General features: G+C 68.6%; 20 protein-coding genes. 7 read left to right on the top strand and 13 right to left on the bottom strand.

Going from position 1 to position 24,124, the window contains the following annotated elements; translation table 11 throughout:
- Window positions 1-69 precede the first annotated feature (69 nt).
- A complete protein-coding gene (locus tag AB1I47_RS28415; protein WP_354687029.1) occupies window positions 70-324 on the top strand; it encodes a hypothetical protein in 255 nt (84 codons plus the stop codon).
- A gap of 36 nt (window positions 325-360) precedes the next feature.
- On the opposite strand, the gene AB1I47_RS28410 is transcribed toward AB1I47_RS28415, so the two are convergent.
- Window positions 361-804, bottom strand: coding sequence for a BLUF domain-containing protein (locus AB1I47_RS28410; protein ID WP_354687028.1), 444 nt, complete (start codon window positions 802-804; stop codon window positions 361-363).
- A 55-nt stretch (window positions 805-859) separates the two neighbouring features.
- A complete protein-coding gene (folE, locus tag AB1I47_RS28405; protein ID WP_354687027.1) occupies window positions 860-1,642 on the bottom strand; it encodes a GTP cyclohydrolase I in 783 nt (260 codons plus the stop codon).
- A 250-nt stretch (window positions 1,643-1,892) separates the two neighbouring features.
- Here folE and AB1I47_RS28400 point away from each other — a divergent pair, with 250 nt between their 5' ends.
- On the top strand, window positions 1,893-2,183 hold the full coding sequence (locus AB1I47_RS28400; protein WP_354687026.1) for a hypothetical protein: 291 nt from the start codon (window positions 1,893-1,895) through the stop codon (window positions 2,181-2,183).
- A gap of 9 nt (window positions 2,184-2,192) precedes the next feature.
- On the opposite strand, the gene AB1I47_RS28395 is transcribed toward AB1I47_RS28400, so the two are convergent.
- From AB1I47_RS28395 to AB1I47_RS28385, 3 genes are all read right to left on the bottom strand, one after another.
- Window positions 2,193-3,446 carry an arsenic transporter gene (locus tag AB1I47_RS28395; protein WP_354687025.1) on the bottom strand — a complete coding sequence of 418 codons (1,254 nt, stop codon included), beginning with the start codon at window positions 3,444-3,446 and terminating at the stop codon, window positions 2,193-2,195.
- Window positions 3,447-3,497: 51 nt separating this feature from the next.
- Complete coding sequence (locus AB1I47_RS28390) at window positions 3,498-5,585, bottom strand: penicillin-binding protein 1A (RefSeq protein WP_354687024.1); 2,088 nt, start codon at window positions 5,583-5,585, stop codon at window positions 3,498-3,500.
- Between the two features lie 77 nt (window positions 5,586-5,662).
- On the bottom strand, window positions 5,663-6,637 hold the full coding sequence (locus tag AB1I47_RS28385) for an alpha/beta hydrolase (protein ID WP_354687023.1): 975 nt from the start codon (window positions 6,635-6,637) through the stop codon (window positions 5,663-5,665).
- A gap of 207 nt (window positions 6,638-6,844) precedes the next feature.
- Here AB1I47_RS28385 and AB1I47_RS28380 point away from each other — a divergent pair, with 207 nt between their 5' ends.
- Window positions 6,845-7,087 (top strand): hypothetical protein, encoded by a 243-nt coding sequence (locus AB1I47_RS28380; RefSeq protein WP_354687022.1) that lies wholly within the window; start codon window positions 6,845-6,847, stop codon window positions 7,085-7,087.
- A gap of 195 nt (window positions 7,088-7,282) precedes the next feature.
- The gene (locus AB1I47_RS28375; RefSeq protein ID WP_354687021.1) at window positions 7,283-9,253 is read left to right on the top strand and encodes a sigma-54-dependent Fis family transcriptional regulator; all 1,971 of its coding nucleotides are present in this window, start codon (window positions 7,283-7,285) and stop codon (window positions 9,251-9,253) included.
- Between the two features lie 165 nt (window positions 9,254-9,418).
- Here AB1I47_RS28375 and AB1I47_RS28370 read toward each other — a convergent pair whose 3' ends face one another.
- The 8 genes from AB1I47_RS28370 to AB1I47_RS28335 form a co-directional block, all read right to left on the bottom strand.
- Window positions 9,419-9,796, bottom strand: a complete 378-nt coding sequence (locus AB1I47_RS28370; RefSeq protein ID WP_354687020.1) for a DUF779 domain-containing protein — start codon at window positions 9,794-9,796, stop codon at window positions 9,419-9,421.
- A 73-nt stretch (window positions 9,797-9,869) separates the two neighbouring features.
- Complete coding sequence (adh, locus tag AB1I47_RS28365) at window positions 9,870-11,390, bottom strand: aldehyde dehydrogenase (RefSeq protein WP_354687019.1); 1,521 nt, start codon at window positions 11,388-11,390, stop codon at window positions 9,870-9,872.
- Between the two features lie 240 nt (window positions 11,391-11,630).
- A complete protein-coding gene (locus tag AB1I47_RS28360; protein WP_354687018.1) occupies window positions 11,631-14,114 on the bottom strand; it encodes a GcvT family protein in 2,484 nt (827 codons plus the stop codon).
- 96 nt (window positions 14,115-14,210) lie between these two features.
- Window positions 14,211-15,062, bottom strand: a complete 852-nt coding sequence (locus tag AB1I47_RS28355; RefSeq protein ID WP_354687017.1) for an EamA family transporter — start codon at window positions 15,060-15,062, stop codon at window positions 14,211-14,213.
- Between the two features lie 108 nt (window positions 15,063-15,170).
- Window positions 15,171-16,304, bottom strand: a complete 1,134-nt coding sequence (locus tag AB1I47_RS28350) for a 2-aminoethylphosphonate--pyruvate transaminase (RefSeq protein WP_354687016.1) — start codon at window positions 16,302-16,304, stop codon at window positions 15,171-15,173.
- A gap of 41 nt (window positions 16,305-16,345) precedes the next feature.
- Window positions 16,346-18,148: a putative 2-aminoethylphosphonate ABC transporter permease subunit gene (locus AB1I47_RS28345; protein ID WP_354687015.1), complete on the bottom strand. Its 1,803-nt coding sequence runs from the start codon at window positions 18,146-18,148 to the stop codon at window positions 16,346-16,348.
- Window positions 18,139-19,278, bottom strand: coding sequence for a putative 2-aminoethylphosphonate ABC transporter ATP-binding protein (locus tag AB1I47_RS28340; protein ID WP_354687014.1), 1,140 nt, complete (start codon window positions 19,276-19,278; stop codon window positions 18,139-18,141). The genes AB1I47_RS28345 and AB1I47_RS28340 overlap by 10 nt, the downstream gene beginning before the upstream one ends.
- Window positions 19,279-19,338: 60 nt before the next feature.
- On the bottom strand, window positions 19,339-20,373 hold the full coding sequence (locus AB1I47_RS28335) for a putative 2-aminoethylphosphonate ABC transporter substrate-binding protein (protein WP_354687013.1): 1,035 nt from the start codon (window positions 20,371-20,373) through the stop codon (window positions 19,339-19,341).
- Window positions 20,374-20,641: 268 nt separating this feature from the next.
- On the opposite strand from AB1I47_RS28335, the gene AB1I47_RS28330 reads away from it, so the two are divergent.
- From AB1I47_RS28330 to phnY, 3 genes are all read left to right on the top strand, one after another.
- The gene (locus tag AB1I47_RS28330) at window positions 20,642-21,388 is read left to right on the top strand and encodes a phosphonate utilization associated transcriptional regulator (protein WP_354687012.1); all 747 of its coding nucleotides are present in this window, start codon (window positions 20,642-20,644) and stop codon (window positions 21,386-21,388) included.
- A gap of 15 nt (window positions 21,389-21,403) precedes the next feature.
- Window positions 21,404-22,678, top strand: a complete 1,275-nt coding sequence (gene phnA, locus AB1I47_RS28325; protein WP_354687011.1) for a phosphonoacetate hydrolase — start codon at window positions 21,404-21,406, stop codon at window positions 22,676-22,678.
- Window positions 22,679-22,721: 43 nt separating this feature from the next.
- Window positions 22,722-24,124 (top strand): phosphonoacetaldehyde dehydrogenase (phnY, locus tag AB1I47_RS28320; RefSeq protein WP_354687010.1); only part of this gene is annotated, 1,403 nt, incomplete at its 3' end.

Here is a 24,124-nt window from a genome sequence, read left to right as displayed (position 1 = left end):
TGGCGCCTGGTGTGCCACGCGCGTTCGCGCTGCGCGCAAGCGGCGATCTCAACCTTGACGGAGAATGCCATGGCTACGAGACCGTTTTCACAATTTCCCGCCGAAGAGCAGCAGCAGGTCGCGCAGGCGTGCATGCATGTCGGACTGGCGCCGGAGATGTTCGAAATCACCGATGACAGCAACGGCAACGGTGCGCGCCGTGTCAGCGTGCGCCGGGTGGGCACCGACAACCAGAGTGCCTACGAGACCGGGCCCGATGCGCCCTGGGTCGAGCAGTTCGAAAGCGACCTGGAGTGCGGCCTGTTCGGCCAGGTGACCGCCTAGCGCCTCACAGGACGCCAGGGGGATTGCCGCAGCGGCTCAGTGGCGCCCGCGCTCGCCGGTGCGCGAGACCACCGACGCGCCGGCAATCAGCTCCTTGAGCAGCGCCAGCGAGGCCCCGCCGGAGGTGCGGTAAGGGTCGAGTTCCGCGCGCGCCGAGAACTTCAGCAGCGTGGCGGTATTGATGCGCGCGGCGTTGACCTGGCCCATGGCCCAGCCGGCGAAGTCGCGGGTGCAGGTTTCCTCGAAATGCAGCAGCGTGACGTCGTGGTGGCGCGGATCGCGCGCGATCGACTGGAACAGTTGGGACACTTCCTGCCGCTCGCCTTCCAGCGCCTGCAGGAACATGCCGTTGCCATGGCACAGCACGCCGGTGATGCCGTGGCGCGGATTGCGTTCCAGGCTGGTGGCCAGTACCGCGTCAAGCAGGGCGGCGTCGATGGGCTGGCGGGCACGGCTGGCATAGAGCAGGCGGACTAGCATGGTCGTGGCGGCTCCGTGAGCGGCTGAAAGGGGCGTTGGGGTCGGTGCGCCCGCCTTAGCCGCGGTTATTGTTCAGCAGCGTGAGGAATTCGCGGCGCAGGCTGTCGTCCTTCAGGAACGAGCCGCGCATCACGCTGTTGGTCATCTTGGCGTCGGTGTCGCGCACGCCGCGCCAGTGCATGCAGAAATGCTCGGCCTCCATCACGATGGCGAGGCCGTCGGGATTCATTTTCTCCTGCAGCAGGTCGGCCACCTGCGCCACCGCCTCTTCCTGGATCTGCGGCCGGCACATGATCCATTCGGCCAGCCGCGCGTACTTGGACAGGCCGATCAGGTTCGAGTGCTGGTTCGGCATCACGCCCACCCACAGCTTGCCGATGATCGGGCACAGGTGGTGCGAGCAGGCGCTGCGCACCCGCAGCGGCCCGACGATCATCAGCTCGTTGAGCTGGCCGACGTTGGGGAATTCCGTCACCGCCGGCGCCTTGGCATAGCGGCCGGCGAAGATTTCCTTCAGGTACATCTTGGCGACGCGGCGCGCGGTTTCCTGCGTGTTGTGGTCGTTGTCGACATCGATCACCAGCGCGCGCAGCACGTCTTCCATGCGCGCCTGCACCTCGGCCTGCAGTTGCTCCATCTCGCCCGGCTCGAGGTAGGGCGCGATATTGTCGTTGGCGTGGAAGCGTTCCTGCGCGGCCTGCAGCCGGGCGCGGATGCGGTCCGACACGCTGTGTGTGCCGTGACCTGCGCCGTGACCTGCGCCATGGACCTTGCCGTGGTCCTGGCCTTCGGCCGGGTTGTATTCCTTCGCGCGGTGGGCCGCGTCCTTGCTGGTCATGAGTCGGTGCTGGGTCGGTGTGTTGCGGATTGCTTGGAGAAGCGCCAGGCGCCTGCACAAGCGCGTGGCGGGCGCCGCCGCCGCGGGCGTGCCGGGTCCACTATATGGCAGATGCCGGGGCCTCACAACCCGCCCTGGATGCGGCACGGCGGGTAGCGGGGGGCCGATTACGCCACAACCGGGGGCGCTTGCGTGAATAGTTCATGACATCGCCCAAGGGCGCCACGCACGACGCCGACAAGCGCACATAATGTCTGCACAACGCCAGGCGGGCCCGTTGCAGGCCGCCGGCAATCTGGCCGCGGCAGCGGGCGGCCTTACTCTTGTCGGGATCATCGTGACCATGCCGATTGCCTTTCCGTGCAGCAGCCTGATGTTGCTACATGTCGTGACGGTGCCGCTGCCGGCGGCGCAAGTGGAAACGGGCGTGGCCGAGCACCACGCCAGCGCGGTGCGCCACGTGAGCGGCCTGCGCCGGCCGCTGCTGCCGGCGGTGCGCACGCCGGTTGCGGAAGCGGCCGCTACCCCTGGCGTCGCCTGAGCCCGGCGCTCACCACAGCAACAACGCCAGCGCCGGCAGCATCGCCGCCGGCGTGACCACGGCTCCGATGCGCAGGAACTGGCCGGCGCTGACCCGATGGCCCTCGCGCCGCAGCGCGGTGAGCCACAGCAGCGTCGCCAGCGAGCCGGTCACCGACAGGTTGGGCCCCAGGTCGATGCCGACCAGCACCGCGCCGGTCACGGCATGCGAGGCCTGCCCGGCCGCCAGCGCCGACGCGGCGATCAGCCCAGCCGGCAGGTTGTTGGCGAGATTGCCCGCCAGCGTCACTACCGCGCCCACCCCCAGCAGCGCGGCGGCACCGCCGTGCCGCGACGCGGCTGCGACCGCATCGGCCAGGTAGCCGATCACCGCGGTCTGCTCCAGCGCCGCCACCAGCACGAACAGGCCCGCCACCATCGGCAGCACGCTCCACGACACCTCGCGCAGCGCGGGCACCAGCAGCTCGCGTCGCGTGGCGCAGACCAGCAGCAGCGTGGCCACGCCCGCGACAAAGGTGGGCCAGCCCAGCTCGCTGCCGCGCAGCGATGCCACCAGCAGCGCGATGCCGGTCAGCACGATGCCCACCGCGGCCAGCCACGCCTGCGGCGACAGCGGCGGCACCGGCACGTCGTGTTCGATCGGCTCCGCCAGCGCCTCGCGCTGGGTCCACCACAGCGCGGCCAGCGTGGCCAGGATCGCGGCCAGCGACGGCAGCGCGAAGCTCGCCAGCCAGCCCGCCAGCGGCGGCATGCGCTCGCCGAAGATCACCAGGTTGGCCGGGTTGGAGATCGGCAGCACGAAGCTGGCGGCATTGGCGATAAAGGCGCACGCGTACAGGTAGGGCAGCGGACGCCGCACGCGCGCGGCGCGCGTGGCGGCCAGTACCGCGGGGGTCAGCACCACCGCGGTGGCGTCGTTGGACATGAAAACGGTCACCAGCGTGCCGAAGCCATACACCAGCAGGAACAGCCGCAATGCCGAGCCCCGCGCCTGGCGCACCGCCAGCGCGGCGACATGGTCGAACAAGCCGGTCTTGCGGGCCAGTTCGGAGATCAGCATCATGCCGGCGAGAAACAGGTACACGTCGTAGCCGCGCGTCACCGCGGCCAGCGCGTCGGGCAGCGCCATCAGGCCGGTCGCGCACAGCAGCAGCGCGCCGGCGGCGGCCCAGAAGGCTTCGGGCAGGCGAAAGGGGCGGAACAGGACGCCAGCGGTGGTCAGCGCGGCGACCGACCAGATCAGCAGCGGGCTGTGGAGGGACATTGGAACGGGTGGAAAAATCGGAAGGGAAAGGCTGCAGGAGTCTACACGAGGCTACAGGTGGGCGTCGGCGGCGGCAGGCGCTGGCTGCGGGGCGCCGCCGGGCGCGGGCAGGCCGATCGCTTCGCTGGTGACCGCGGCCGGAGCGGGCTCGGCCGCGCCGGCGTTGCTGGCGAGGGGGGCCGCCGCGGGCGGTGGCGGCGGGAAGCCGAGTGAAGCGATGCCGCGGCCGCCATCGGCATATTCCGCGTACATCCAGTCATTGCCCGCGCGCACCACGCCGGCCGGCGCCTCCGTGTCGGGTACCGGCACGCCGGCAAGGCGGCCTTCCATGTAGGCGGCCCAGACCGGCAGCGCCGTGGTGGCGCCGAACTCGTGCTCGCCCAGGCTGCGGTTGTCGTCGTACCCCATCCACGCCACCGTGACCACGCCGCCGGCATAGCCGGCGAACCAGCCGTCGACCGCGTCGTTGGTGGTGCCGGTCTTGCCGGCCACGTCGGGGCGGCGCAGGTAGCGGCGCACGCCCGCCCCGGTGCCGTCGTCGACCACGCTGCGCAGCAGGCTGTCCATCACGAAGGCATTGCGCTCGCTGATCACGCGCGGCGGCGCGGCGCCGTCTGCTCCGGTGCCGCGGCCGGCGGTGAACAGCACGTTGCCTTCGCTGTCGGTGATGTGCGCGATCAGGTAGGGCTCGACCCGGTGGCCGCCGTTGGCAAACACGCCGTAGGCCGCCGCCAGACGCAGCGGGGAGGTGGTGCCGGTGCCCAGCGCCAGCGGCAGGTAGCGCGGCAGCCGCTTGGGCGAGAAGCCGAAGCGGCTGGCGAACTCGACCGCATACGGGATGCCGATCGCCTGCAGCGTGCGGATCGCCGGCAGGTTGCGCGATTCGGCCAGCGCCTGGCGCACGGTGATGGGGCCGACGAAGCGGCCATCGTCATTGGACGGCTGCCAGCGCGAGGTGTTGGCCAGCGGCGCGTCGTTGATCACCGTGCCGGGCGACACGCCGTGCTCCAGCGCCGCCGCATAGACAAAGGGCTTGAAGGTCGAGCCCGGCTGGCGCAGGGCCTGGGTGGCGTGGTTGAAGCGGCTGGCGCCGAAGTCGGCGCCGCCGACCATGGCCTCGATCGCGCCGGTGGCGCAGTCCAGCGACACCAGCGCCGCCTGCGGTCCCTGCGACAGCGCCTTGACGGTCTTGCGGTGGCGCCGGGCGTAGCCCTCCAGCCCGCCGTGCACCGCGTCGTAGGCCAGCGTCTGCCGCACCGAGGACACTGTGGTGTAGACGTTCAGGCCGCGCGTATAGGCCTCGTCGCCGAAGCGCTCGCGCGCGAGCTGGCGCGCCAGCTCGGCCACGTACTCGGCATGGCCGGCGAAACTGCCCGGGCTGTCGGTGGAGATCGCCAGCCGTGCGCCGCGGGCCTCGCGGTAGTCGTCCTGGCTGATCATGCCCAGCGCCAGCATCCGGCCCAGCACATATTCCTGGCGCCGCTTGGCGCGCTGGAAGTTGACCACGGGGTTCATGGTCGACGGCGCCTTGGGCAGTCCCGCCAGCATCGCGGTCTCGGCCAGCGACAGCGCCGACAGCGGCTTGCCGAAATACGCATGCGCGGCGCTGCCGAAGCCGTAGGCATGCTCGCCCAGGTAGACCTGGTTCATGTACAGCTCGAGGATGCGGTCCTTGGGCAGCGACTGGTCGATGCGCCAGGCCAGCAGCATTTCATACCACTTGCGCGCCAGCGTTTTCTCGCGCGACAGGTAGAAGTTGCGCGCCACCTGCATGGTGATGGTGGACGCACCTTGCGCATAGCCCTGGCCCAGGTTGGCCAGCGCCGCACGGACCACGCCGGGGAAGTCGACACCCTCATGCTGGTAGAACTGGTCGTCCTCGGCCGCCAGCAGCGCCTTGACCATCAGCGTGGGCATCTGCCCGAAGGGGATGAATTCGCGGTGCTCGCTGCCGAATTCGCCGATCTGCACGTTGTCGCTGGTGAAGATCCGCAGCGGCACGTCGGGCCGGTAGTCGCGCAGGGCGTCAACGGGAGGAAGCTGCCGCAGGCTCACCACCGCGGCAAAGCCGGCAAGCAGGACGCCGGCAGCAGCCAGCGCCAGTACGGCGGCGCCTGCCTTGACTGCGATTTTTTTCATGCGCGCATTCTACCCGCTGGCGGTTCCAGCATCGCGGCTGTCGGAATCATGTCGGGGGCGGGTCACGGGGTCACAGGTCATGGGGACGCGGCGAGCGGCAGAGGGGTGCCGCGGTCGTCGTCGCCGGCCGGTGCCGGCGCGCTGTCTGGTGCCGATGCCGCCGGTGCAGCCGACGCCTCCGGTTGCGCCGCGGCCGGCTCCGCTGGCTCCGTCGGGAGCTCCGCCGCCGCCGCCCGCAGCCTGGCCTCGCTGTGCTGCCGCGCGAACTCGCACAGCGCCAGCCAGGTTTGCTCGCGCTCGATGATGGTGAAGTGATCCGTGCCGGGCATGGTCTGCAGCGCCACCGGGCCGGGCCAGGCCGCCATCAGCCGCTCGGAGCACACATGCGGCACCACCTCGTCGGCTTCGGCCAGCAGCACCTTGGTGCTCTGCACCACCTTCTTGCAGTGCGAGATCGAATCGAAATGATGGCGCATCAACTGCCGCAGCGGCACCAGCGGGAAGCGCTTGCCCACCAGTTCCAGCAGGGAGTCGTAGGGCGTGATGAGCTGCAGGCTCTCGAATTCCTGCAGGTCGGCGAGCTGGATCGCGACGCCGGTGCCCAGGCTGCGGCCCACCACATGGATGCGTGTGTCGGGAAAGACACGCCGCACATGCAGCAGGAACTGGCTGGCATCGGCGACCGCGGCGGCCTCGGACGGGCGGCCGTCGGAATGGCCCAGGCCGCGGTAATCGTAGGTGGCAAAGCCCATGCCGGCGGGCAGCCAACGCGCGAACTGCAGCGTTTCCAGCACATCCTCGCCGCGGCCGGGCAGGTAGAACAGCAGGTCGCGCGCGGTCTCGCCGGGCGCCTGGTAGATGTAGCCGCGCACCACCCCGCCGGGGATCAGGTGCGAATAGCCGATGATGCCGTCGGGCAGGTCGCGCGGCGGACGCCGGCGCGCGTCGAACAGCAGCCGTTCCTGGTTGAGCGCCAGGTACGTCCAGTAGCAGGCGAAGCCGCTGGCGGTCATCAGCGCGGCCGCCAGCGCATGGCGGGTGGGGAATCGCATGGCTCGGTCAAAGGGTGTCGCGGCCGGGCGAGGCGCGGGAGCGCAGGCCTTGCCGCCTAGCCGCGCAGCCTACCTCATTTTTGTCAGGCGCGACGCCGCAGCGCAAGCCAGCCGCCGCAGTTCTTGTACGATATGCCTCATTCACGCGCGCCATCCACACTTACAACTCTCCCCACACCCACGACGCGCATACGGAGCCAAACGACAATGAGCGAGCTGAAGCACGAGCAGAACCGCGCCGAGGAGGCGCAGGCTATGGAGCGCGTGGTCGCGGCCACGCGCCAGGTACAGGTGGCCTTCACCGCGCTGCAGGCCCACTATCCGCCGCAGGGCAGCGGCAAACCGTCCAAGCTTGCGCTGCAGACCTTCGATGCGGCGCTGCAGGCGCTGGAAGACGCGCAGGGGGCGTTCGACGAGCTGCTGAACGACCTGCTCGACGAGAAACGCTGACGGCGCTTCCCGGGCAGCTCCCGGCGGCGATACAGGGTCTGTCCGCTGTGATAAGGTTGCCGGACAACAGCCGCCCGGCGTCACCGCAGCACCCGCAGCACCCGCCTGCAACGGTCCGCGCCACGGGACGGCAGGGCAGCGGCGCAACGCCTGTGGCAGGCGTGCGCCGCCTGCCATCACAGGAGACCCGCCGCCATGCATCGTGCCGCCCATTCCGCCGCCGGCTCTGTCGCGCTCGCCGACCCGGCGCGCCATGCCGCCGATCCCAACGACGATGACCACGCCGGCCTGATCGCCCGCGCCCATGCGCGCTCGGCCGGCTTCGGCCTCGACACCTGCCATGCGCCGGGCTATGACGCCCTGAACGCGCACGCGCTGGACGAACTGGTCGATGCCAGCCGCGATCTGTACCGCCACGCGCTGCCGGTGATGGAGACCCTGCATGCGCAGATCGCCAATACCGACAGCATGGTGCTGCTGACCGACAGCAGCGGCGTGATCCTGCACAGCCTGGGCGACGGCGACTTTGTCGCGCAGGCACGGCGCGTGGCGCTGGCGCCGGGGGTGTCGTGGTCCGAGCCCAGCAAGGGCACCAACGCCATCGGCACCGCGCTGGCCGAAGCGCGTCCCACCATCATCCACGCCAGCGAACACTTCCTGCACGCCAATCACCAGCTCACCTGCTCGTGCGCGCCGATTGCCGGCCCCATGGGCGAGATCCTGGGCGCGCTCGATGTCAGCGGCGACCATCGCGGCTTTCATCGCCACACCATGGCGCTGGTGCGCATGTCGGCGCAGATGATCGAGAACCATCTGTTCGCCAACCACTTCCCGCAGGCGGTGCTGGTGCGCTTTCATGCGCGGCCGGAATTCGTCGGCACGCTGTTCGAAGGCATGGCGGCGTTTGCGCCCGACGGCACCTTCCTTGCCGCCAACCGCAGCGGCATGTTCCAGCTCGGGCTGGCGCCACAGGCGCTGGCGCTGTCCTCCTTCGCCGAGCTGTTCGGCCAGCCGGTGCGCATGGCGATGCAGGCGCGCGCCACCTCGGCCGGATCGCTGCAGGTGCTGACGCTGCCGAGCCGCGTGCAGGTGTTCGCCCGCGTCGAACTCCGCGCCTCACCGGTGGCCGTGCGCCAGCCGGTCGCCGATGACCCGCTGCCGCCGGCGCTGGCCGCGCTCGATACCGGCGACGCCACCGTGGCCGCGGTGCTGCGCCGCGTGCGCAAGGTCAGCGGGCGCGACATCCCGATCCTGGTCCAGGGTCGCACCGGCACTGGCAAGGAATGGCTGGCGCGCGCCATCCATGCGGCCTCGCCGCGCGGCAAGGGGCCCTTTGTCGCGGTCAACTGCGCGGCCATCCCCGAATCGCTGATCGAGGCCGAACTGTTCGGCTACGAAGAAGGCGCCTTCACCGGCGCGCGCCGGCGCGGCAGCGAAGGCAAGCTGGCGCAGGCGCACGGCGGCACGCTGTTCCTGGACGAAATCGGCGACATGCCGCTGGCGCAGCAGGTGCGGCTGATGCGCGTGCTGCAGGAGCGCGCGGTCACGCCGCTGGGCAGCGCCCGCGCGGTGCCGGTCGATGTGCGCGTGGTCTGCGCCACCCACCGCGACCTGCGCGCCATGATCGCCGCGGGCACTTTCCGCGAGGACCTGTATTACCGCATCAATGCGCTGGCCGTGACGCTGCCGGCGCTGTGCGAGCGCAGCGATCTGCCGGTGCTGGTGGAGCGCATCCTGCAGCGGCAGCGGGACGAGGGCGGCACGCCATCCCCGTTGCAGGTCGACGCAGAGGTGCTGGCGCTGCTGCGGCGGCATCCGTGGCCGGGGAATATCCGGCAGTTGGCCAACGTGCTGCGCACGGCGGCGATCCTGGCGGAAGGCGAAGCGGAGATCGGGCTCGAGCACCTGCCTGAAGGGTTTGAGCAGGAGTGTGAGGGCGAAGCGGAATGCCTTGAGGAAATGCCGGCGGTGACGCCGGCGACGGCATTACCGGCCGCGAAGGCTGCCGGCCGTATGCGGGAGTGGGAGGCCGGTGTCATCCGGCAGGCGCTGGAGAGGCATGGTGGCAATGTCAGCCTGGCTGCGCGGGAGCTGGGGGTGTCGCGGAATACGATCTATCGGCGGTTGAGGGAGGGGTTGGACGGCGGGCCGGGATCTGGGCACTGAGGTGTTTCGCAAGCACTGAGGCATTTCAGCGCCCGCCGGTTTGCTCCCCTCTCCCGCTTGCGGGAGAGGGAGTACCCAGTCAGTGCTTTCACGCGGCGTGGTGCATGCCAAAGCTGCCGGTTTGCTCCCAGTACCCAGTTGGTGTGCGGAAAAGCCCGAGAGATTTCACAGATCTTCCCGCGCCAGCCACCCCGCCTCCTCATCACTAAACAACTCCGACCGCGTCAAAAACCGCTTCCCCGTCCTGCCTTCCAGCGAGAACATCCCGCCCGCCCCGGGCACCACATCGATCACCAGCCGCGTGTGCTGCCAGTACTCGAACTGCGCGCGCGTCATGTAGAACGGCGCGCCGCCGATCTCGCCCAGGCGCACATCGGCGTCGCCCACCAGCAGCTCGCCGTCCGGATAGCACATCGGCGCGCTGCCATCGCAGCAACCTCCGGACTGGTGGAACATCAGCGGGCCGTGCCGCGCCGTCAGCTCCTCGATCAGCGCCAGCGCGGCGGGCGTGGCGACCACGCGCTTGACTGCCATTTCAGGCATGGCGGTTCCTTGCCGCGCGGCGGCCGTGCGCATTGCCAGGCCTGCCCGGCAACGCGCACGGCACCGCGCCTAGTCAGAAGAAGCCCAGTGCGTTGGGGCTGTAGCTCACCAGCAGGTTCTTGGTCTGCTGGTAGTGGTCGAGCATCATGCGATGGTTCTCGCGGCCGATGCCCGATTGCTTGTAGCCGCCGAAGGCCGCATGCGCGGGATAGGCGTGGTAGCAGTTGGTCCACACGCGCCCGGCCTGGATGCCGCGGCCCATGCGGAAGGCACGCGCGCCGTCGCGGGTCCACACGCCGGCGCCCAGGCCATAGAGCGTGTCGTTGGCGATCGCCAGCGCTTCTTCCTCGTCCTTGAACGTGGTCACCGACACCACCGGCCCGAAGATCTCTTCCTGGAAGATGCGCATCTTGTTGTGGCCGGCAAAGACCGTCGGCTTCACGTAGTAGCCGCCGGCCAGGTCGCCGTCCAGCGCATTGCGCTCGCCGCCAGCCAGGCACTGCGCGCCTTCCTTCTTGCCCAGGTCGATGTAGGACAGGATCTTCTCGAGCTGTTCCGCCGAGGCCTGCGCGCCGATCATGGTGCCCTTGTCGAGCGGATGGCCCTGGCGGATCGCCGCCACGCGCTTGAGGGCGCGCTCCATGAAGCGCTCGTAGATCGATTCCTGGATCAGCGCGCGCGACGGGCAGGTGCAGACCTCGCCCTGGTTCAGCGCGAACATCGCAAAGCCTTCCAGCGCCTTGTCGAAGTAGGCGTCGTCGGCGGCCAGCACGTCCTCGAAGAAGATGTTGGGCGACTTGCCGCCCAGCTCCAGCGTCACCGGGATCAGGTTCTGCGACGCGTACTGCATGATCAGGCGCCCGGTGGTGGTTTCGCCGGTGAAGGCCACCTTGCTGATGCGCGGGCTCGACGCCAGCGGCTTGCCCGCTTCGAGGCCGAAGCCGTTGATCACGTTGACCACGCCCGGCGGCAGCAGGTCGCCGATCACCTCCATCAGCACCAGGATCGACGCCGGGGTCTGCTCGGCCGGCTTGAGCACCACGCAGTTGCCGGCGGCCAGCGCCGGCGCCAGCTTCCACGTGGCCATCAGCAGCGGGAAGTTCCACGGGATGATCTGGCCGACCACGCCCAGCGGCTCATGGAAGTGGTAGGCCACGGTGTCGCCGTCGATCTCGGAGATGCCGCCTTCCTGCGAGCGGATGCAGCCGGCGAAGTAGCGGAAGTGGTCGACCGCCAGCGGCAGGTCGGCCGCGGTGGTTTCGCGCACGGGCTTGCCGTTGTCGATGGTCTCGGCCACGGCCAGCAGGGTCAGGTTGGCCTCGATGCGGTCGGCGATGCGGTTCAGGATATTGGCGCGCTCGGTGGTGGAGGTGCGGCCCCAGGCGGCCTTGGCGGCGTGCGCGGCGTCCAGCGCGGCATCGACATCCTGCTGGTTGGAGCGCGGCACGCGCGTGAACGGCTTGCCGGTGATCGGCGTGACCGATTCGAAGTACTCGCCGCCAGCGGGCGGTACCCAGGCGCCGCCGATATAGTTCTCGTACTGCTGCTTGTAGGGATTGCTGACGCCCAGCTGGGCGATTTCGGCCATGTTCATGTCTCGCTCCGTTCAATGATGTCTGTCGTGTCGTCACGGCATCGGGCCGTGCGCACAGCAGGCATATCGCAAAAGGTGTGCCGGAGCGGAAAATACCCCATAACTGCGGGAAAAAGCCGGGCTCTTTTGCACGCGGCACGCAGCGCAAGTGTCACACGCAGGTACGGCTGTGCCAGCGCGTGACAGCGGGTGTTCCAGAATGGAACAGCGCCACGTCACGCTTCGGGGTGGGGGCGGGCGTCAGCCCCTGGGCCGGGCCGACGCCGGGTCATACGGCGCGCGCAGGTGCACGCGCGCGGGCAGCAGGTCGCCGGCGAGGTCGACGTGATAGCGGCCGGCGTCGAGCCACGCGGCATCGGCCGGCCCGTCCTCGCGCGCCAGCAGCGCCATGCCGACCGGGCAGCCCAGCGTATGGCCGAACGCGGCGGAACTGAGCGAGCCCACCGCGCGCACGCCGCCGTCGGGCGCGGTGCGCAGCACGGCCTCGCCGCCCCACAGCATGGCGTCGCGCGCGCCGTCGACAGTCACTACCACCATGCGGCGCGTCACCGGCGCCTCGCGCAGCTTCAACAAGGCCTCGCGCCCCCGGAAGGGGATGCCGCTGCCGAGCTTGCAGGCGAACGACAGCCCGGCTTCGAACGGGTTGACCGACGGCGACAACTCGCGGCCCCAGGCGCGGTAGCCTTTTTCCAGCCGCAGCGATTCGATCGCGTAATAGCCGCCGTTCACCAGGCCCAGATCGCGCCCGGCGCCTTGCAGCGTTTCGTAGACGCCGACCGCAAACTCCACCGGCACGTACAGCTCCCAGCCGAGCTCGCCCACATACGTCAGCCGCGTGGCGCGCACCGTGGCGTAGCCGAGATCGATCTCGCGCGAGCTGCCGAACGGGAAGGCCTCGGTGGAGAAATCCGCGCGCGAAATCTTTTGCAGCAGCTCGCGCGAGCGCGGCCCCATCACCGCCAGCACCGCGTACTGGCCGGTCACGTCGACGATCACGCAGCGCTTTTCGGCCGGGATCAGCCGCTCGATATAGCTGAAATCGCGCGTGGTCTGCGCCGACCCCGTGACCACCAGGTACTGGTCATGCGCGAGCCGGGTCACGGTCAGGTCGGATTCATAGGTGCCGCGCTCGTTGAGCATCGCGGTGTAGACGGCCTGGCCCGGCGGCACCGCGACGTCGTTGCTCATCACGTACTGCAGCACCGCCTCGGCGTCCGCGCCCTTCACCAGGGACTTGGAGAACGAGCTCATATCGAACAGCGCCACGCCTTCACGGCAGGCGCGGTGCTCGGCGCCGCTCCACGGCAGCCAGTTCGGCTGGCCGAACGAGTATCCGATCGCTGGCGACTCCCCCGCCGGAGCAAAGACGTTGGGCCGCTCCCAGCCCATCTTGCTGCCGAAGCTGGCACCGGCGTCGCGCAGCTGCGCATACAGCGGCGAGCGGCGGAACGGCCGCGCGGTTTCCAGCTCGCGGTTGGGCCACGGCATCGCGTAGTGCAGGCCCAGCGTTTCCTTGACGCGGTCGTGCAGCCAGTTCTGGTTGCCATTGAAGCCGGCGAAGCGGCGGATGTCGACCGGCCACAGGTCCATGGTGGGCTCCCCCGCGACGATCCACTCGGCCAGCGCCATGCCCGCGCCGCCGGCCGACGCGATGCCCATCGAGTTGAAGCCCGCGCCCACGTAGAAGTTGCGCAGCTCCGGCGCTTCGCCAAGGATGAAGTTGTTGTCGGGTGTGAAGGACTCCGGCCCGTTGTAGAACTGCCTGACCTGCGCCGTCTCCAGTGCCGGCACGCGCAGCAGCGCGTTTTCCATCAGCACCTGGAACTGGTCCCAGTCGTCGGGCAGTAGCTGGAACTCGAACGGCTCGGGAATGCCCTGCATGCCCCAGGGCTTGGCATCGGGCTCGAAGCCGCCCATCACCAGCCCGCCCACTTCCTCCTTGAAGTAGATAAAGCCGTCGGGATCGCGCATCACCGGCAGGTCGGGATGCACGCCGGCGATGCGTTCGGTGACGATGTAATAGTGTTCGGCCGAATGCAGCGGCACGGTGACGCCGCACATCTGGCCCACCTGCCGCGCCCATTGCCCGGCGCAGTTGACGACGATCCCGGCGCCGAGGCGGCCTTCGTCGCCGGCCTTGTTGCGCCAGCTTACGCCGGTGGCGCTGCCGTCCTTCGTATGGATCGCGGTGATCTTCGTATCCTGCGCGATGACGGCGCCGCGGCTGCGGGCGCCGCGCGCCAGCGCCTGGGTCAGGTCGGTCGGGTTGGCCTTGCCGTCGCCGGGCAGCCAGACCGCGCCGTGCAGGTCGTCGGTACGCATGACGGGCCATCGCTCGCCGGCCTGCGCGCGCGAGATGACCTCGCACTCGACGCCATAGGCGCGCGCCACCGCCGCGGTGCGGCGCAGCTGTGTCATGCGCTCGGCGGTGCGCGCCACCGACAGCGAGCCGCATTGCTTCCAGCCGGTGCCCAGTCCCGTTTCCGCTTCCAGTTCACTGTAGAGGCGGGTGGAGTAGCGGATCAGCTTCGTCATGCTTTCCTGCGAGCGCAGCTGCCCGACCAGCCCGGCTGCGTGCCAGGTGGTGCCGCACGAGAGCTGGCCCTGCTCCAGCAGCACGACGTCCTTCCAGCCCAGCCTGGTCAGGTGATAGGCGACGCTGCAGCCGACGATGCCGCCGCCGATGACGACGACGCGGGTGTGGGTTGGGATGGCAGGGGACATGGCGGAGGAACCTTGGCGAAAGCGGTGGATGTGCTTGCCATGATATGCAACAAAACGCCAATAAACAACACAAAACGCAACAACAGCGAGGCGAATTCAACGCGCCAGTTGCAGCGTCACGATGCCCGCCAGCACCAGCGTGGTGGCAATGACGCGACGCCGGTCGAACGGCTCGCGCAGCAGGCAGTGGCCCAGCAGCGCGGCGAAGATCACGCTGGACTCGCGCAGCGCCGCCAGCTTGGTCACCGGCGCCAGCGTCATCGCCCACAGCATCAGCGCGTACGAGCCCACGCGGTTGATGCCGCCAATCCAGGCGCGTTTCCATTCGGTGCGCAGCAGGGTCAGCAGCGCGGGGCCGCGCCGGCTGAACGCGTAGCCGGGCATGAAGACGTGGGACAACGCCTGCAGCCAGACGATGTAGGTAAAGACCTCGCCATAACGCTTGACCGCGGTGCCGTCGATCACGGTGCCGGCGGCAAGGCAGGCGCCCGCCAGCAGCGCAAAGCCGAGCAGGTCGGGCGACTGCCGGCGCCAGCGCACCAGGCTGACCAGCCCGCAGCAAATCAGCGCGATGCCGGCATAGCCGCCGGGCCCGAGCTGCTCGCTGCCGCTCAGCAGCAACAGGATCGCCACCATCATCGGCGCCGAGCCGCGCATCAGCGGATAGGCCTGGCTGAAGTCGCCGCGGTTGTAGGCGGCCACCAGCGACAGCTTGTAGCCCACCTCCAGCGCCACGGTCGCCAGCAGGAAGGGCCATACCTGCGGCGCGGGCAACGGCACCACGAACAGGAAGGGGAGCGCCACCAGCAGGCAGAAGGTGTCGATCAGCGCCATCGACGACAGGCGGTCGCCGCCGATCTTGACGATGGCGTTCCACGAGGCATGCATCAGGGCGGACAGCATCACGGCGGCGAAGGCAAGGCCGTGGAAGTCGGGGGGGAGGGGCATGAGGGAGTCGGCGGGTGTAGTACCAGCGCATTCGCGAACCCACGTGCAGGCTCCCCTCTCCCACTTCGCGGGAGAGGGGAGCCTGCTGCGTAGTCAGGAGAAGGATGACTACGCCGCCTGCGCCAGCGGCGCCTGCATCTCGATCCCCATCTCCTTCAGCACCTCCCCGACCGCCGTCACCACATTGCGCATCTCGTTATCATCGATCGCCCCGATGCACCCCACCCGGAACGTCTCCACCTGCGTCAGCTTGCCCGGATACAGGATGTAGCCACGCTCGCGCACCTTGGCATAGAAGGTCCTGAAGTCATAGCGCGCATCCGCCGGCGCATGGAAGGTGACGATAATCGGCGCCTGCACCGCCGCCGGCAGGAACGTGCGGAAGCCGAGTTCGGCCATCCCCTGCACCAGTGCCGCACAGTTCCCGCGGTAGCGCGCCCCGCGCACCGGCTGGCCGCCTTCCTCCAGGAACTGGTCGAGCGCCGCGCGGAACGCGGCCACCACATGCGTGGGCGGCGTAAAGCGCCACTGCGTGGTCTGCTGCATATAGACGTACTGGTCGTACAGGTCCAGCGCCAGCGAATGGCTGTTGCCCTGGCTGGCTTCGAGCACGTCCTTCTTTACCAGCACGAAACCCATGCCCGGCACGCCCTCGATGCACTTGCCGGTGGCGGCGACCAGTGCATCGAACGGCGTCGTGCGCGCATCGATCTCGATCGCGCCGAACGAGCTCATCGCATCGACGATCAGCCCCTTGCCCAGCCGCTGGCACACCGCGGCAATCTCCGGCAGCGGGTTCAGCACGCCGGCGCCGGTCTCGCAATGGACCTGTGCCACATGCGTGATCGACGGGTCGCGGCGGATGGCTTCCTCTATCAGCGCGGGCGTGGCCGGCTGGTCCTCCGGAATCGGCAGTTCTACGCTGGCGCGGCCCAGTACCTTGCAGATCTTGAGGATGCGCTGGCAGTACGCGCCGTTCTGCGGCACCAGCACCGTGCCGTCGCGCGGCACCACGTTGGCGATGGCCGCTTCGACCGAGAAGGTGCCGCTGCCCTGCATCGGCACGCACACATGGGTGCCTTCCCCATGGATGATGCGCACCAGGTCATCGCACAGGCTGCGCGTAACCGCGTTGAACGCGGCGTCCCACGAGCCCCAGTCTCGCAGCATGGCCTGCTTGGTCGCGAGCGAGGTGGTCAGGGGGCCGGGGGTCAGAAGGATTGGGTCGTTGCCGCGAATCATGGTGAGCTCCTGATTGGGAAGGAGAAAGCGTAGTAGGGGGATCAGTCGCTGGCCTGGCCTTGCCGCCATGCCTGGGTCTTGCAGTCGAGCACGCGTTGCAGCAGGTAATAGAGCAGGCAGGCGCCGGCCGAGGTCAGCACCACCAGCGTCGCCATCGCCGCCGCCGGACCGATGTCACCGGATTCGTCCAGGTTGACGATCTCCACCGAAGCGAGCTTGGTGTCGGCGCCGTACAGGAACACCACCGCCGAGACCGTCGTCATCGCATTGATGAACAGGTAGCGCGAGATCTCCAGGATCGCGGGCAGGCAGGCCGGCACGGTGACCTTGAGGAAGGTCTTGTAGAACGGCACCTTGAGCGAGGCGGACACGGCCTCGAACTCGCTGTCGAGCTGCTTGAGCGCGGTCACCGCGGTCAGGTGGCACGACGCGTAGTAGTGGACGATGGTCACCAGCACCAGGATGCCCAGCGTCTGGTACAGCCCGTGCAGCGGATTGCCCTGCGGCACAAAGAAGAAGATATAGCCCAGCCCCAGCACCAGCCCCGGCACGCCCATCGGCAATACCGCCATCAGCCGCACGAACCCGCGCAGCCAGTCCAGCCCGCGGGTCTTCTCCAGCAGGTAGGCGGTGGCAAAGATAAACACCGGCCCGATCACCGCGCACAGCGCCGCCATGCGCAGGCTGTTCAGGTAGGAGTCCACCACGCCGCCCTCGATGAGCCCGACGCGGTAGTGGTTCAGCGACAGCGAGAAGTTATACGGCCACAGCTTGACGAAGGACGCATAGATCGCCATGCCCATCACCGCCACCATCAGCGCCGCCATCAGCCAGACAAACACCGCCATGGCCAGGTCGAAGCGCCGGTTGCGGCGCGGCACATAGGGCACCGAACGTGCCGACATCAATGCCATCTGCCGGCGCTGCACGCGCGCATCGACGCAATAGGTGACCGCCACCGGCACCAGCAGCATCAGCGACACTACCGCGCCCTGCGAGAAGTCCTGCATGCCGATCACCAGCTTGTAGATATCGGTGGCCAGCATATGGAAGTTGCCGCCGATCACCTTGGGGATGCCGAAGTCCGAGATGGCATAGGTGAACACCACCATCGCCGCGCTGACCAGGCCGTAGCGCGCGCCGGGCACGGTGATGGTCACGAACTTGCGCACGGTGGAGGTGCCCAGCGCATCGGCGGCCTCATACAGGCGCGCGTCGGTCAGCGACAGCGCCGTGACCAGGATCATCAGCGCGTGCGGGAAGGTGGCGAACGCCAGTGACGCCACGATGCCCAGCGGTCCGTAGATCTGTGCGCCGCCCATCCACGGCTTGAGCAGGCCCTGGTTGCCGAACCAGAAGATAAAGGAGATCGCCGCCAGCAGAGACGGGGCCAGCAGCGGGATCAGCGCGAGGTTGCGCAGCAACCCCTTGCAGGCGATGCGGCTGCGCGTGAGCGCATAGGCGAAGGTAAAGGCGAGCGGCACCGTGATGCAGGTCGCCAGCGCCGACACCCACAGGCTGTTCCACACCGAGCGCAGCAGTGCCGGCGATTCGAAATACGCGCGGAAGTGCGCGATGCCGGCCAGGCTGCCGTCGCGGTTCTGCACACTCTTGGCCAGGATCATCACGATCGGCGCCAGCACGAAGCACAGCAGCGCCAGCGCGGCCAGCGCCAGCAGCAGGTGGGCGAGCCGGTCGGTCCAGTGTGCGCGCACCGAGCTGGCGACCAGCGCTGGCGGCGTGGGCTGCGCGCCGGGGGTGGCAAGGCCGGCGGCCACGCTGGCGGCCGGGGCGGTATCGGTGGCCGGCACATTGGCCGGCGCCGTGGAGAGGCTCAGGCGCATGCGTGGCGGAAGATGCGGATGCGGTCGGCGGGAATGGCCAGGCGCAGCAGGTCGCCGGTGTTCGGGCGCAGCTCGTGCAGGTCATTGAGGGAGAGGTCGGCATAGAGCCTGCTGCACCGCTGCGGCGCGGAGGTGCCCGAGACCCCGTCAGGCAGCCGCAGCGTCAGCCGCGAGAACGCGCCGAGGAACTCGATCTTGTCGACGGTGGCTTCCAGCACGTTGGGGCCATGCTGCTCGATGCCGCGCACGCAGACGTCTTCGGGGCGGAAGAACACCTGCACGTCTTCGTCCGCGCGGCACCCCGGCGGCGCGGCGCAGCGCATGCGCACGCCGCCAAGATGCAGCTCGCCGTCGCCGCAGACGCGCGCGCCCAGCATATTGGTCTTGCCGACGAAGTCCGCGGCGAACGGCGTGGCCGGGCGCTGGTAGATCTGCGCCGGCGTGCCCACCTGCTCGATCGCGCCCTGGTTCATCACCACGATGCGGTCGGCCATCGACAAGGCTTCTTCCTGGTCGTGCGTGACCAGGATGGTGGTGATGTTCAGCCGCTGCTGCAGCGCGCGGATCTCGCCGCGCAGCCGCACCCGTACGCGCGCGTCGAGCGCGGACAGCGGCTCGTCCAGCAACAGCAGGCCAGGCGAGGTGGCCAGCGCACGCGCGATCGCCACGCGCTGCTGCTGGCCGCCGGAGAGCTGCGCCGGGTACTGGCCGCCCCGGTCGGGCAGCCCCACCAGCGTCAGCAATTCATCGACGCGCGCCCGCCGCTGCTCGCGCGGCATGCGGCGGTTGACCAGGCCGTAGGCGACGTTGTCCGCCACGGTCAGGTTGGGAAACAGCGCGTACGACTGGAACACGATGCCGTAGTCGCGCTCCATCGGCGGCAGCGTGGAGATATCGCGCCCACCCTGGCGGACGGTGCCGGCGCTCTGCGACTCCAGGCCGGCGATGATGCGCAGCAGCGTGGTCTTGCCGCAGCCGGACGGGCCCAGGAAGCACAGCAGCTCGCCCTGGCGCACGTCGAGGTCGATATTGTGCAGCGCCACGAAGCCGCCGCCGCCGCTGCTGCCGAAGCGCTTGTGGATGCCTTTCAGGCTGAGGTAGGTCTCGGCCGTGTAAGGGGAGGTCTGCATGGCGTGGGGGCCCCTGTTGTTCTGGTAGTGGAGGTCGTCGGCAAGGAGGCGCTCAGGCGCTCACGGCTGCTTCTCGGACTTGCTCGCATACCGCTTCTGCCATTCGGCCAGCACACGCTCGCGGTTCTTCGCGATATAGCTGAAGTCGTTCTTGACCAGCATCTGTTCGTAGTTGGCCGGAATGGTCTCGACCTTCCTGGCCACGCCCGGATAGGCAACGATGGCCCAGTCCTTCGCAAACAGCAGGTTGGCCTCCTTGCTGGCCAGCCAGTCCATATAGCGCTGCGCGGCGTCCATCTTCTTCGTGCCCTTGACGATGCCGGCGGCCTCGATGTCATAGCCCAGGCCTTCCTTGGGAAAGATCATCTCGATCGGCGCGCCCGAGGCCAGCGTCTTGTGCGCGCGCAGCTCGAACGAGATGCCGATCGGGAACTCGCCCGAGCCGGCCTGCTTGCACGGCTTGGAGCCGGAATGCGTGTATTGCGCGATGTTCTCGTGCAGCGCATCCATGTACTTCCAGCCCTCCTGCTCGCCATAGAGCTGCAGCCAGGCGGTCACGTCGAGGAAGCCGGTGCCCGACGAGGCCGGATTGGGCATCACGATGGTGCCCTTGTAGATGGGCTTGGCCAGGTCCTTCCAGGTCTCGGGACGGGGCAGGTTGCGCTTCTTCGCTTCGATGGTGTTGAAGCAGATGGTGGCGCCCCACACATCCAGGCCGACCCACGACGGCGGCGTGGCCTTGTCGCTGTAGTCGCGCGTCAGCTTCTCGAAGCCCCTGGGGGTGTAGGGCGCCAGCATGCCTTCCTGCTTGAGCAATTCCAGGCTCGACGCCGCCAGCCCGGCGATCACGTCGGCCTGCGGGTTGCCTTTCTCGGCCAGCGCCTTGGCGGTGATGACGCCGGTGGAATCGCGCACGTACTTCAGTTCGATATCGGGGGCGACCTTGGCGAAGCCCTCGGCGTACGGCTTGAGGGTCTCGGTTTCCCACGCCGTGTAGACGACGAGGGTGGTCTTCTGGGCCAGCGCGGTGCTGCTGGCGGCCAGTGCCAGCAAGGCGGCGCCGGTGCGCAGGGTGAAGGTGCAGGACAGTTTCATGGGCGGACTCCTTTTCTGGCATTGTAGTTGGAGATATGTGTCATTTTGGTGAAGTTGTTGCCACGCCATGAGGCGTGCCGCACAACCTCGGATCACCGATAAACCATTGTTCTACAACACTTGCAAGACATATGCCGGAGTTTGTACGGCCTTTGCGTCACGCCAGGTGCGCCGCTGATTCCTTCATTGTTGACAATATACAAACCACTTGCTTTAATCGCAACCAGGAATTTCGAGATCGCGGGTTCCGCCACAAACGGGAGTTTTCATGTCACGCCAAGCACCGCTGGCGAGCGAGATCACCATCCTGCAGAGCCAGTCGCTGACCACCCTGGTCCAGCGCGAACTGGAACTGCGGATCATGTCGGGCGACCTGCCGCCCGGCGCCAAGCTCAATGAGATCGAAGTGGCGGGGCAGCTCAATGTGTCGCGCGGACCGGTGCGCGAGGCATTCCGCGCGCTGGAGCAGGCGGGGCTGCTGCGTACCGAGAAGAACCGCGGCGTGTTCGTGCGCGCGATCTCGGTGCAGGAAGCCGACGAGATCTATGAACTGCGCGCCGTGCTGGACGAGTTCGTCGGCCGCCAGCTCGCGGCGCGCATCACGCCCGCGGAACTGCGCGAGCTGCGTGCGCTGGTCGAGGCGCTGGGCGCGGCCAGCGCCGCGCGCGACGTGGACGAATACACGCGGCTGAACCTGGCCTTCCACGACCGCATGGTGGAGCTGGCCGGCAACCGCAAGCTGCTCGATACCTACCGGCGCCTGGTCAAGGAGCTGACGCTGTTCCGGCGCGAGGCACTGTCCGGCAGCAACGCCGCCATGCCCGATTCCACCCGCGAGCACCGCGCCATCGTCTCGGCCATTGCGGCGCGCGACGGCGAACTGGCCGCGCGGCTGATGCGCGAGCACGTCGAGCGCGGACGGGCTCGCATGCATGCCGCCGTCGACCCCGCCGGCGCCGGCAAAGGCGCCGCCGCCTGCACCCGACCCGAATGCACTGACCCCGATCACGTCTAAGCACAGGACGCCACCATGCCCGACACCAACGACCGCACCATTACCCATACCATCACCGTCAATCAGCGCACCTACCGCTGGATGCAGCAGCCCGTGGTGGTGGTCTGCGTCGACGGCTGCGAGTTCGACTACCTGGAGGCCGCCGCCGCCAGCGGCCGCGCGCCTTACCTGAAGCGATTGCTGGAAGCCGGCTCGGCCTTCCGTGGCGCCTGCGTGGTGCCCACCTTCACCAATCCCAACAACCTGTCGATCGTCTGCGGCGCGCCGCCGGCGGTGCACGGCATCTGTGGCAACTACTTCTTCGACCGCAGCGCCAACGGCGGGCGCGGCGAGGAAGTGATGATGAACGACCCCAAGTACCTGCGCGCCGGCACCATCCTGGCCGCCTTTGCCGAGGCCGGCGCCAGCGTCGCGGTGGTGACCGCCAAGGACAAGCTGCGCCGCCTGCTCGGCCACGGCCTGCGCGGCATCTGCTTCTCGTCAGAGAAAGCCGACCAGGCCACGGTGGCGGAAAACGGTATCGACGGCGTGCTGGAACTGGTCGGCATGCCGGTGCCGGATGTCTACAGCGCCGAGCTGTCCGAGTTCGTTTTCGCTGCCGGCGTGCGGCTGATGCAAACGCGCCGTCCCGACCTGATGTACCTGTCCACCACCGACTACATCCAGCACAAGTTCGCGCCCGGCTCGGACGGCGCCAATGCGTTCTACGCGATGATGGACCAGTACCTGGCACGGCTCGATGAACTGGGCTGCGTGGTCGCGCTGACGGCAGACCACGGCATGAACGCCAAGCACGACGAGGCGACCAAGGCGCCCAACGTGATCTACCTGCAGGACCACCTCGACGCGTGGCTGGGCCGTGGCGTGGAGGCGGGCGGCGCGCGCGTGATCCTGCCGATCACCGATCCGTACGTGGTCCACCATGGCGCGCTGGGCTCGTACGCCACGATCTACCTGCCCGACGATGTCGACCGCGCCGCGATCCAGGCGAAGCTGTCCGACCTGCAAGGCGTCGAAAGCGTGCTCGACAACGCCGCGGCCTGCGCGCGCTTCGAGCTGCCGCCCGACCGCGTCGGCGACCTGGTGGTGACCAGCGACAAGCACGTGGTGCTCGGCACCAGCCGCAGCCGCCACGACCTGTCCGGGCTGGACGCGCCGCTGCGCTCGCACGGCGGCGTGTCCGAGCAGACCGTGCCGCTGGTGTTCAACCGCGCCACCGCCGGCATCCCGGGCAAGCCCGTGCTGCGCAACTTCGACATCTTCGACGTGGCGCTCAACCATCTGCATTGAGCCGCATCGCTACGTACCGACCCGCATCGACCGGAGGAGACCCATGAACGCCCCGCAATTCCCCGCTGGCGCCGTCAGCCCGCATGTTCGCGCCGAGGCGCTGCGCATCGACGGCCAGAAGATCGTGCGCGAGCGCGTGATCGAAGTGCGCAACCCGTATGACGGCACGCTGGTCGGCACCGTGCCCAAGGCCACGCTGGACGACGTGCGCCGCGCCTTCGAGGCCGCGCAGGCTTACCGCGCCACGCTGACGCGCTACGAGCGCGCCGCCATCCTGAACCGCGCCGCGGCGCTGCTGCGTGAGCGCACCGAGGAGGCGTCGGACCTGATCACGCTGGAGTCGGGGCTGTCGAAGAAGGACTCGCTGTATGAGATCGGCCGCGTTGCCGACGTGCTCGGCTTCGCCGCCACCGAGGCGCTGCGCGACGACGGCCAGATGTTCTCCTGCGACCTGACGCCGCACGGCAAGAAGCGCCGCGTGATGACGCAACGCGAGCCGCTGCTGGGCGTGATCTGCGCCATCACGCCGTTCAACCATCCGATGAACCAGGTCGCGCACAAGGTCGCGCCGTCGATCGCCACCAACAACCGCATGGTGCTCAAGCCATCGGAGAAGGTGCCGCTGTCGGCGTACTACCTGGCCGACCTGCTGTACGAAGCCGGCCTGCCGCCGCAGATGTTGCAGGTGGTCACCGGCGACCCGCGCGAGATCGCGGACGAGCTGATCACGCACCCCTCCGTGGATCTCGTGACCTTCACCGGCGGCGTGGGGATCGGCAAGTACATCGCCAGCAAGGCCGGCTACAAGCGCGTGGTGCTGGAGCTGGGCGGCAACGATCCGCTGATCGTGCTGGCCGATGCCGACCTCGACCGCGCGTCAGACCTGGCGGTGCAGGGCTCGTACAAGAACTCCGGCCAGCGCTGCACCGCGGTCAAGCGCATGCTGGTGCACGAGGCGGTGGCGGGGCGCTTCACCGAGCTGGTGGTGGAGAAGACCCGCGCATGGAAATACGGCGACCCGATGGACCGCGGCGTCGACATGGGCACCGTGATCGACGCCGAAGCCGCGGCGCTGTTCGAGGCCCGCGTCAACGAGGCGGTGGCGCAGGGCGCGCGGCTGCTGGTGGGCAACCAGCGCAAGGGTGCGAGCTATTCCCCCACCGTGCTCGATCGTGTCGATCCGTCGATGACAGTGGTGCGCGAGGAGACCTTCGGGCCGGTGTCGCCGGTCATCACCTTCCGCGACGTGGACGATGCCATCCGCATTGCCAACGGCACGGCGTTCGGGCTGTCGTCGGGGGTGTGCACCAACGATATCGAGGCGTTCACGAGGATCGCCAATTCGCTGCACGTCGGTACGGTGAACCTGTGGGAGGTGCCGGGCTACCGCATCGAGCTGACGCCGTTCGGGGGGATCAAGGACTCGGGGCTGGGGTACAAGGAGGG

Source organism: Cupriavidus necator (assembly GCF_040578825.1).
Taxonomy (GTDB): domain Bacteria; phylum Pseudomonadota; class Gammaproteobacteria; order Burkholderiales; family Burkholderiaceae; genus Cupriavidus; species Cupriavidus necator_E.
The sequence above is the reverse complement of the archived record's forward strand: the minus strand, read 5'-3'. Positions and strand labels throughout refer to the sequence as shown.

Excerpts from the sequence above, each read along its gene's own strand:
- AB1I47_RS28375 (WP_354687021.1), top strand. The coding sequence starts at position 7,283 with ATGCATCGTGCCGCCCATTCCGCCGCCGGCTCTGTCGCGCTCGCCGAC.
- AB1I47_RS28370 (WP_354687020.1), bottom strand. The coding sequence starts at position 9,796 with ATGCCTGAAATGGCAGTCAAGCGCGTGGTCGCCACGCCCGCCGCGCTG.
- AB1I47_RS28410 (WP_354687028.1), bottom strand. The coding sequence starts at position 804 with ATGCTAGTCCGCCTGCTCTATGCCAGCCGTGCCCGCCAGCCCATCGAC.
- phnA (WP_354687011.1), top strand. The coding sequence starts at position 21,404 with ATGCCCGACACCAACGACCGCACCATTACCCATACCATCACCGTCAAT.
- AB1I47_RS28400 (WP_354687026.1), top strand. The coding sequence starts at position 1,893 with ATGTCTGCACAACGCCAGGCGGGCCCGTTGCAGGCCGCCGGCAATCTG.
- AB1I47_RS28395 (WP_354687025.1), bottom strand. The coding sequence starts at position 3,446 with ATGTCCCTCCACAGCCCGCTGCTGATCTGGTCGGTCGCCGCGCTGACC.
- AB1I47_RS28335 (WP_354687013.1), bottom strand. The coding sequence starts at position 20,373 with ATGAAACTGTCCTGCACCTTCACCCTGCGCACCGGCGCCGCCTTGCTG.
- AB1I47_RS28355 (WP_354687017.1), bottom strand. The coding sequence starts at position 15,062 with ATGCCCCTCCCCCCCGACTTCCACGGCCTTGCCTTCGCCGCCGTGATG.
- AB1I47_RS28340 (WP_354687014.1), bottom strand. The coding sequence starts at position 19,278 with ATGCAGACCTCCCCTTACACGGCCGAGACCTACCTCAGCCTGAAAGGC.
- AB1I47_RS28350 (WP_354687016.1), bottom strand. The coding sequence starts at position 16,304 with ATGATTCGCGGCAACGACCCAATCCTTCTGACCCCCGGCCCCCTGACC.
- AB1I47_RS28415 (WP_354687029.1), top strand. The coding sequence starts at position 70 with ATGGCTACGAGACCGTTTTCACAATTTCCCGCCGAAGAGCAGCAGCAG.
- AB1I47_RS28330 (WP_354687012.1), top strand. The coding sequence starts at position 20,642 with ATGTCACGCCAAGCACCGCTGGCGAGCGAGATCACCATCCTGCAGAGC.
- adh (WP_354687019.1), bottom strand. The coding sequence starts at position 11,390 with ATGAACATGGCCGAAATCGCCCAGCTGGGCGTCAGCAATCCCTACAAG.
- folE (WP_354687027.1), bottom strand. The coding sequence starts at position 1,642 with ATGACCAGCAAGGACGCGGCCCACCGCGCGAAGGAATACAACCCGGCC.
- AB1I47_RS28385 (WP_354687023.1), bottom strand. The coding sequence starts at position 6,637 with ATGCGATTCCCCACCCGCCATGCGCTGGCGGCCGCGCTGATGACCGCC.
- AB1I47_RS28390 (WP_354687024.1), bottom strand. The coding sequence starts at position 5,585 with ATGAAAAAAATCGCAGTCAAGGCAGGCGCCGCCGTACTGGCGCTGGCT.
- AB1I47_RS28345 (WP_354687015.1), bottom strand. The coding sequence starts at position 18,148 with ATGCGCCTGAGCCTCTCCACGGCGCCGGCCAATGTGCCGGCCACCGAT.
- AB1I47_RS28360 (WP_354687018.1), bottom strand. The coding sequence starts at position 14,114 with ATGTCCCCTGCCATCCCAACCCACACCCGCGTCGTCGTCATCGGCGGC.
- AB1I47_RS28380 (WP_354687022.1), top strand. The coding sequence starts at position 6,845 with ATGAGCGAGCTGAAGCACGAGCAGAACCGCGCCGAGGAGGCGCAGGCT.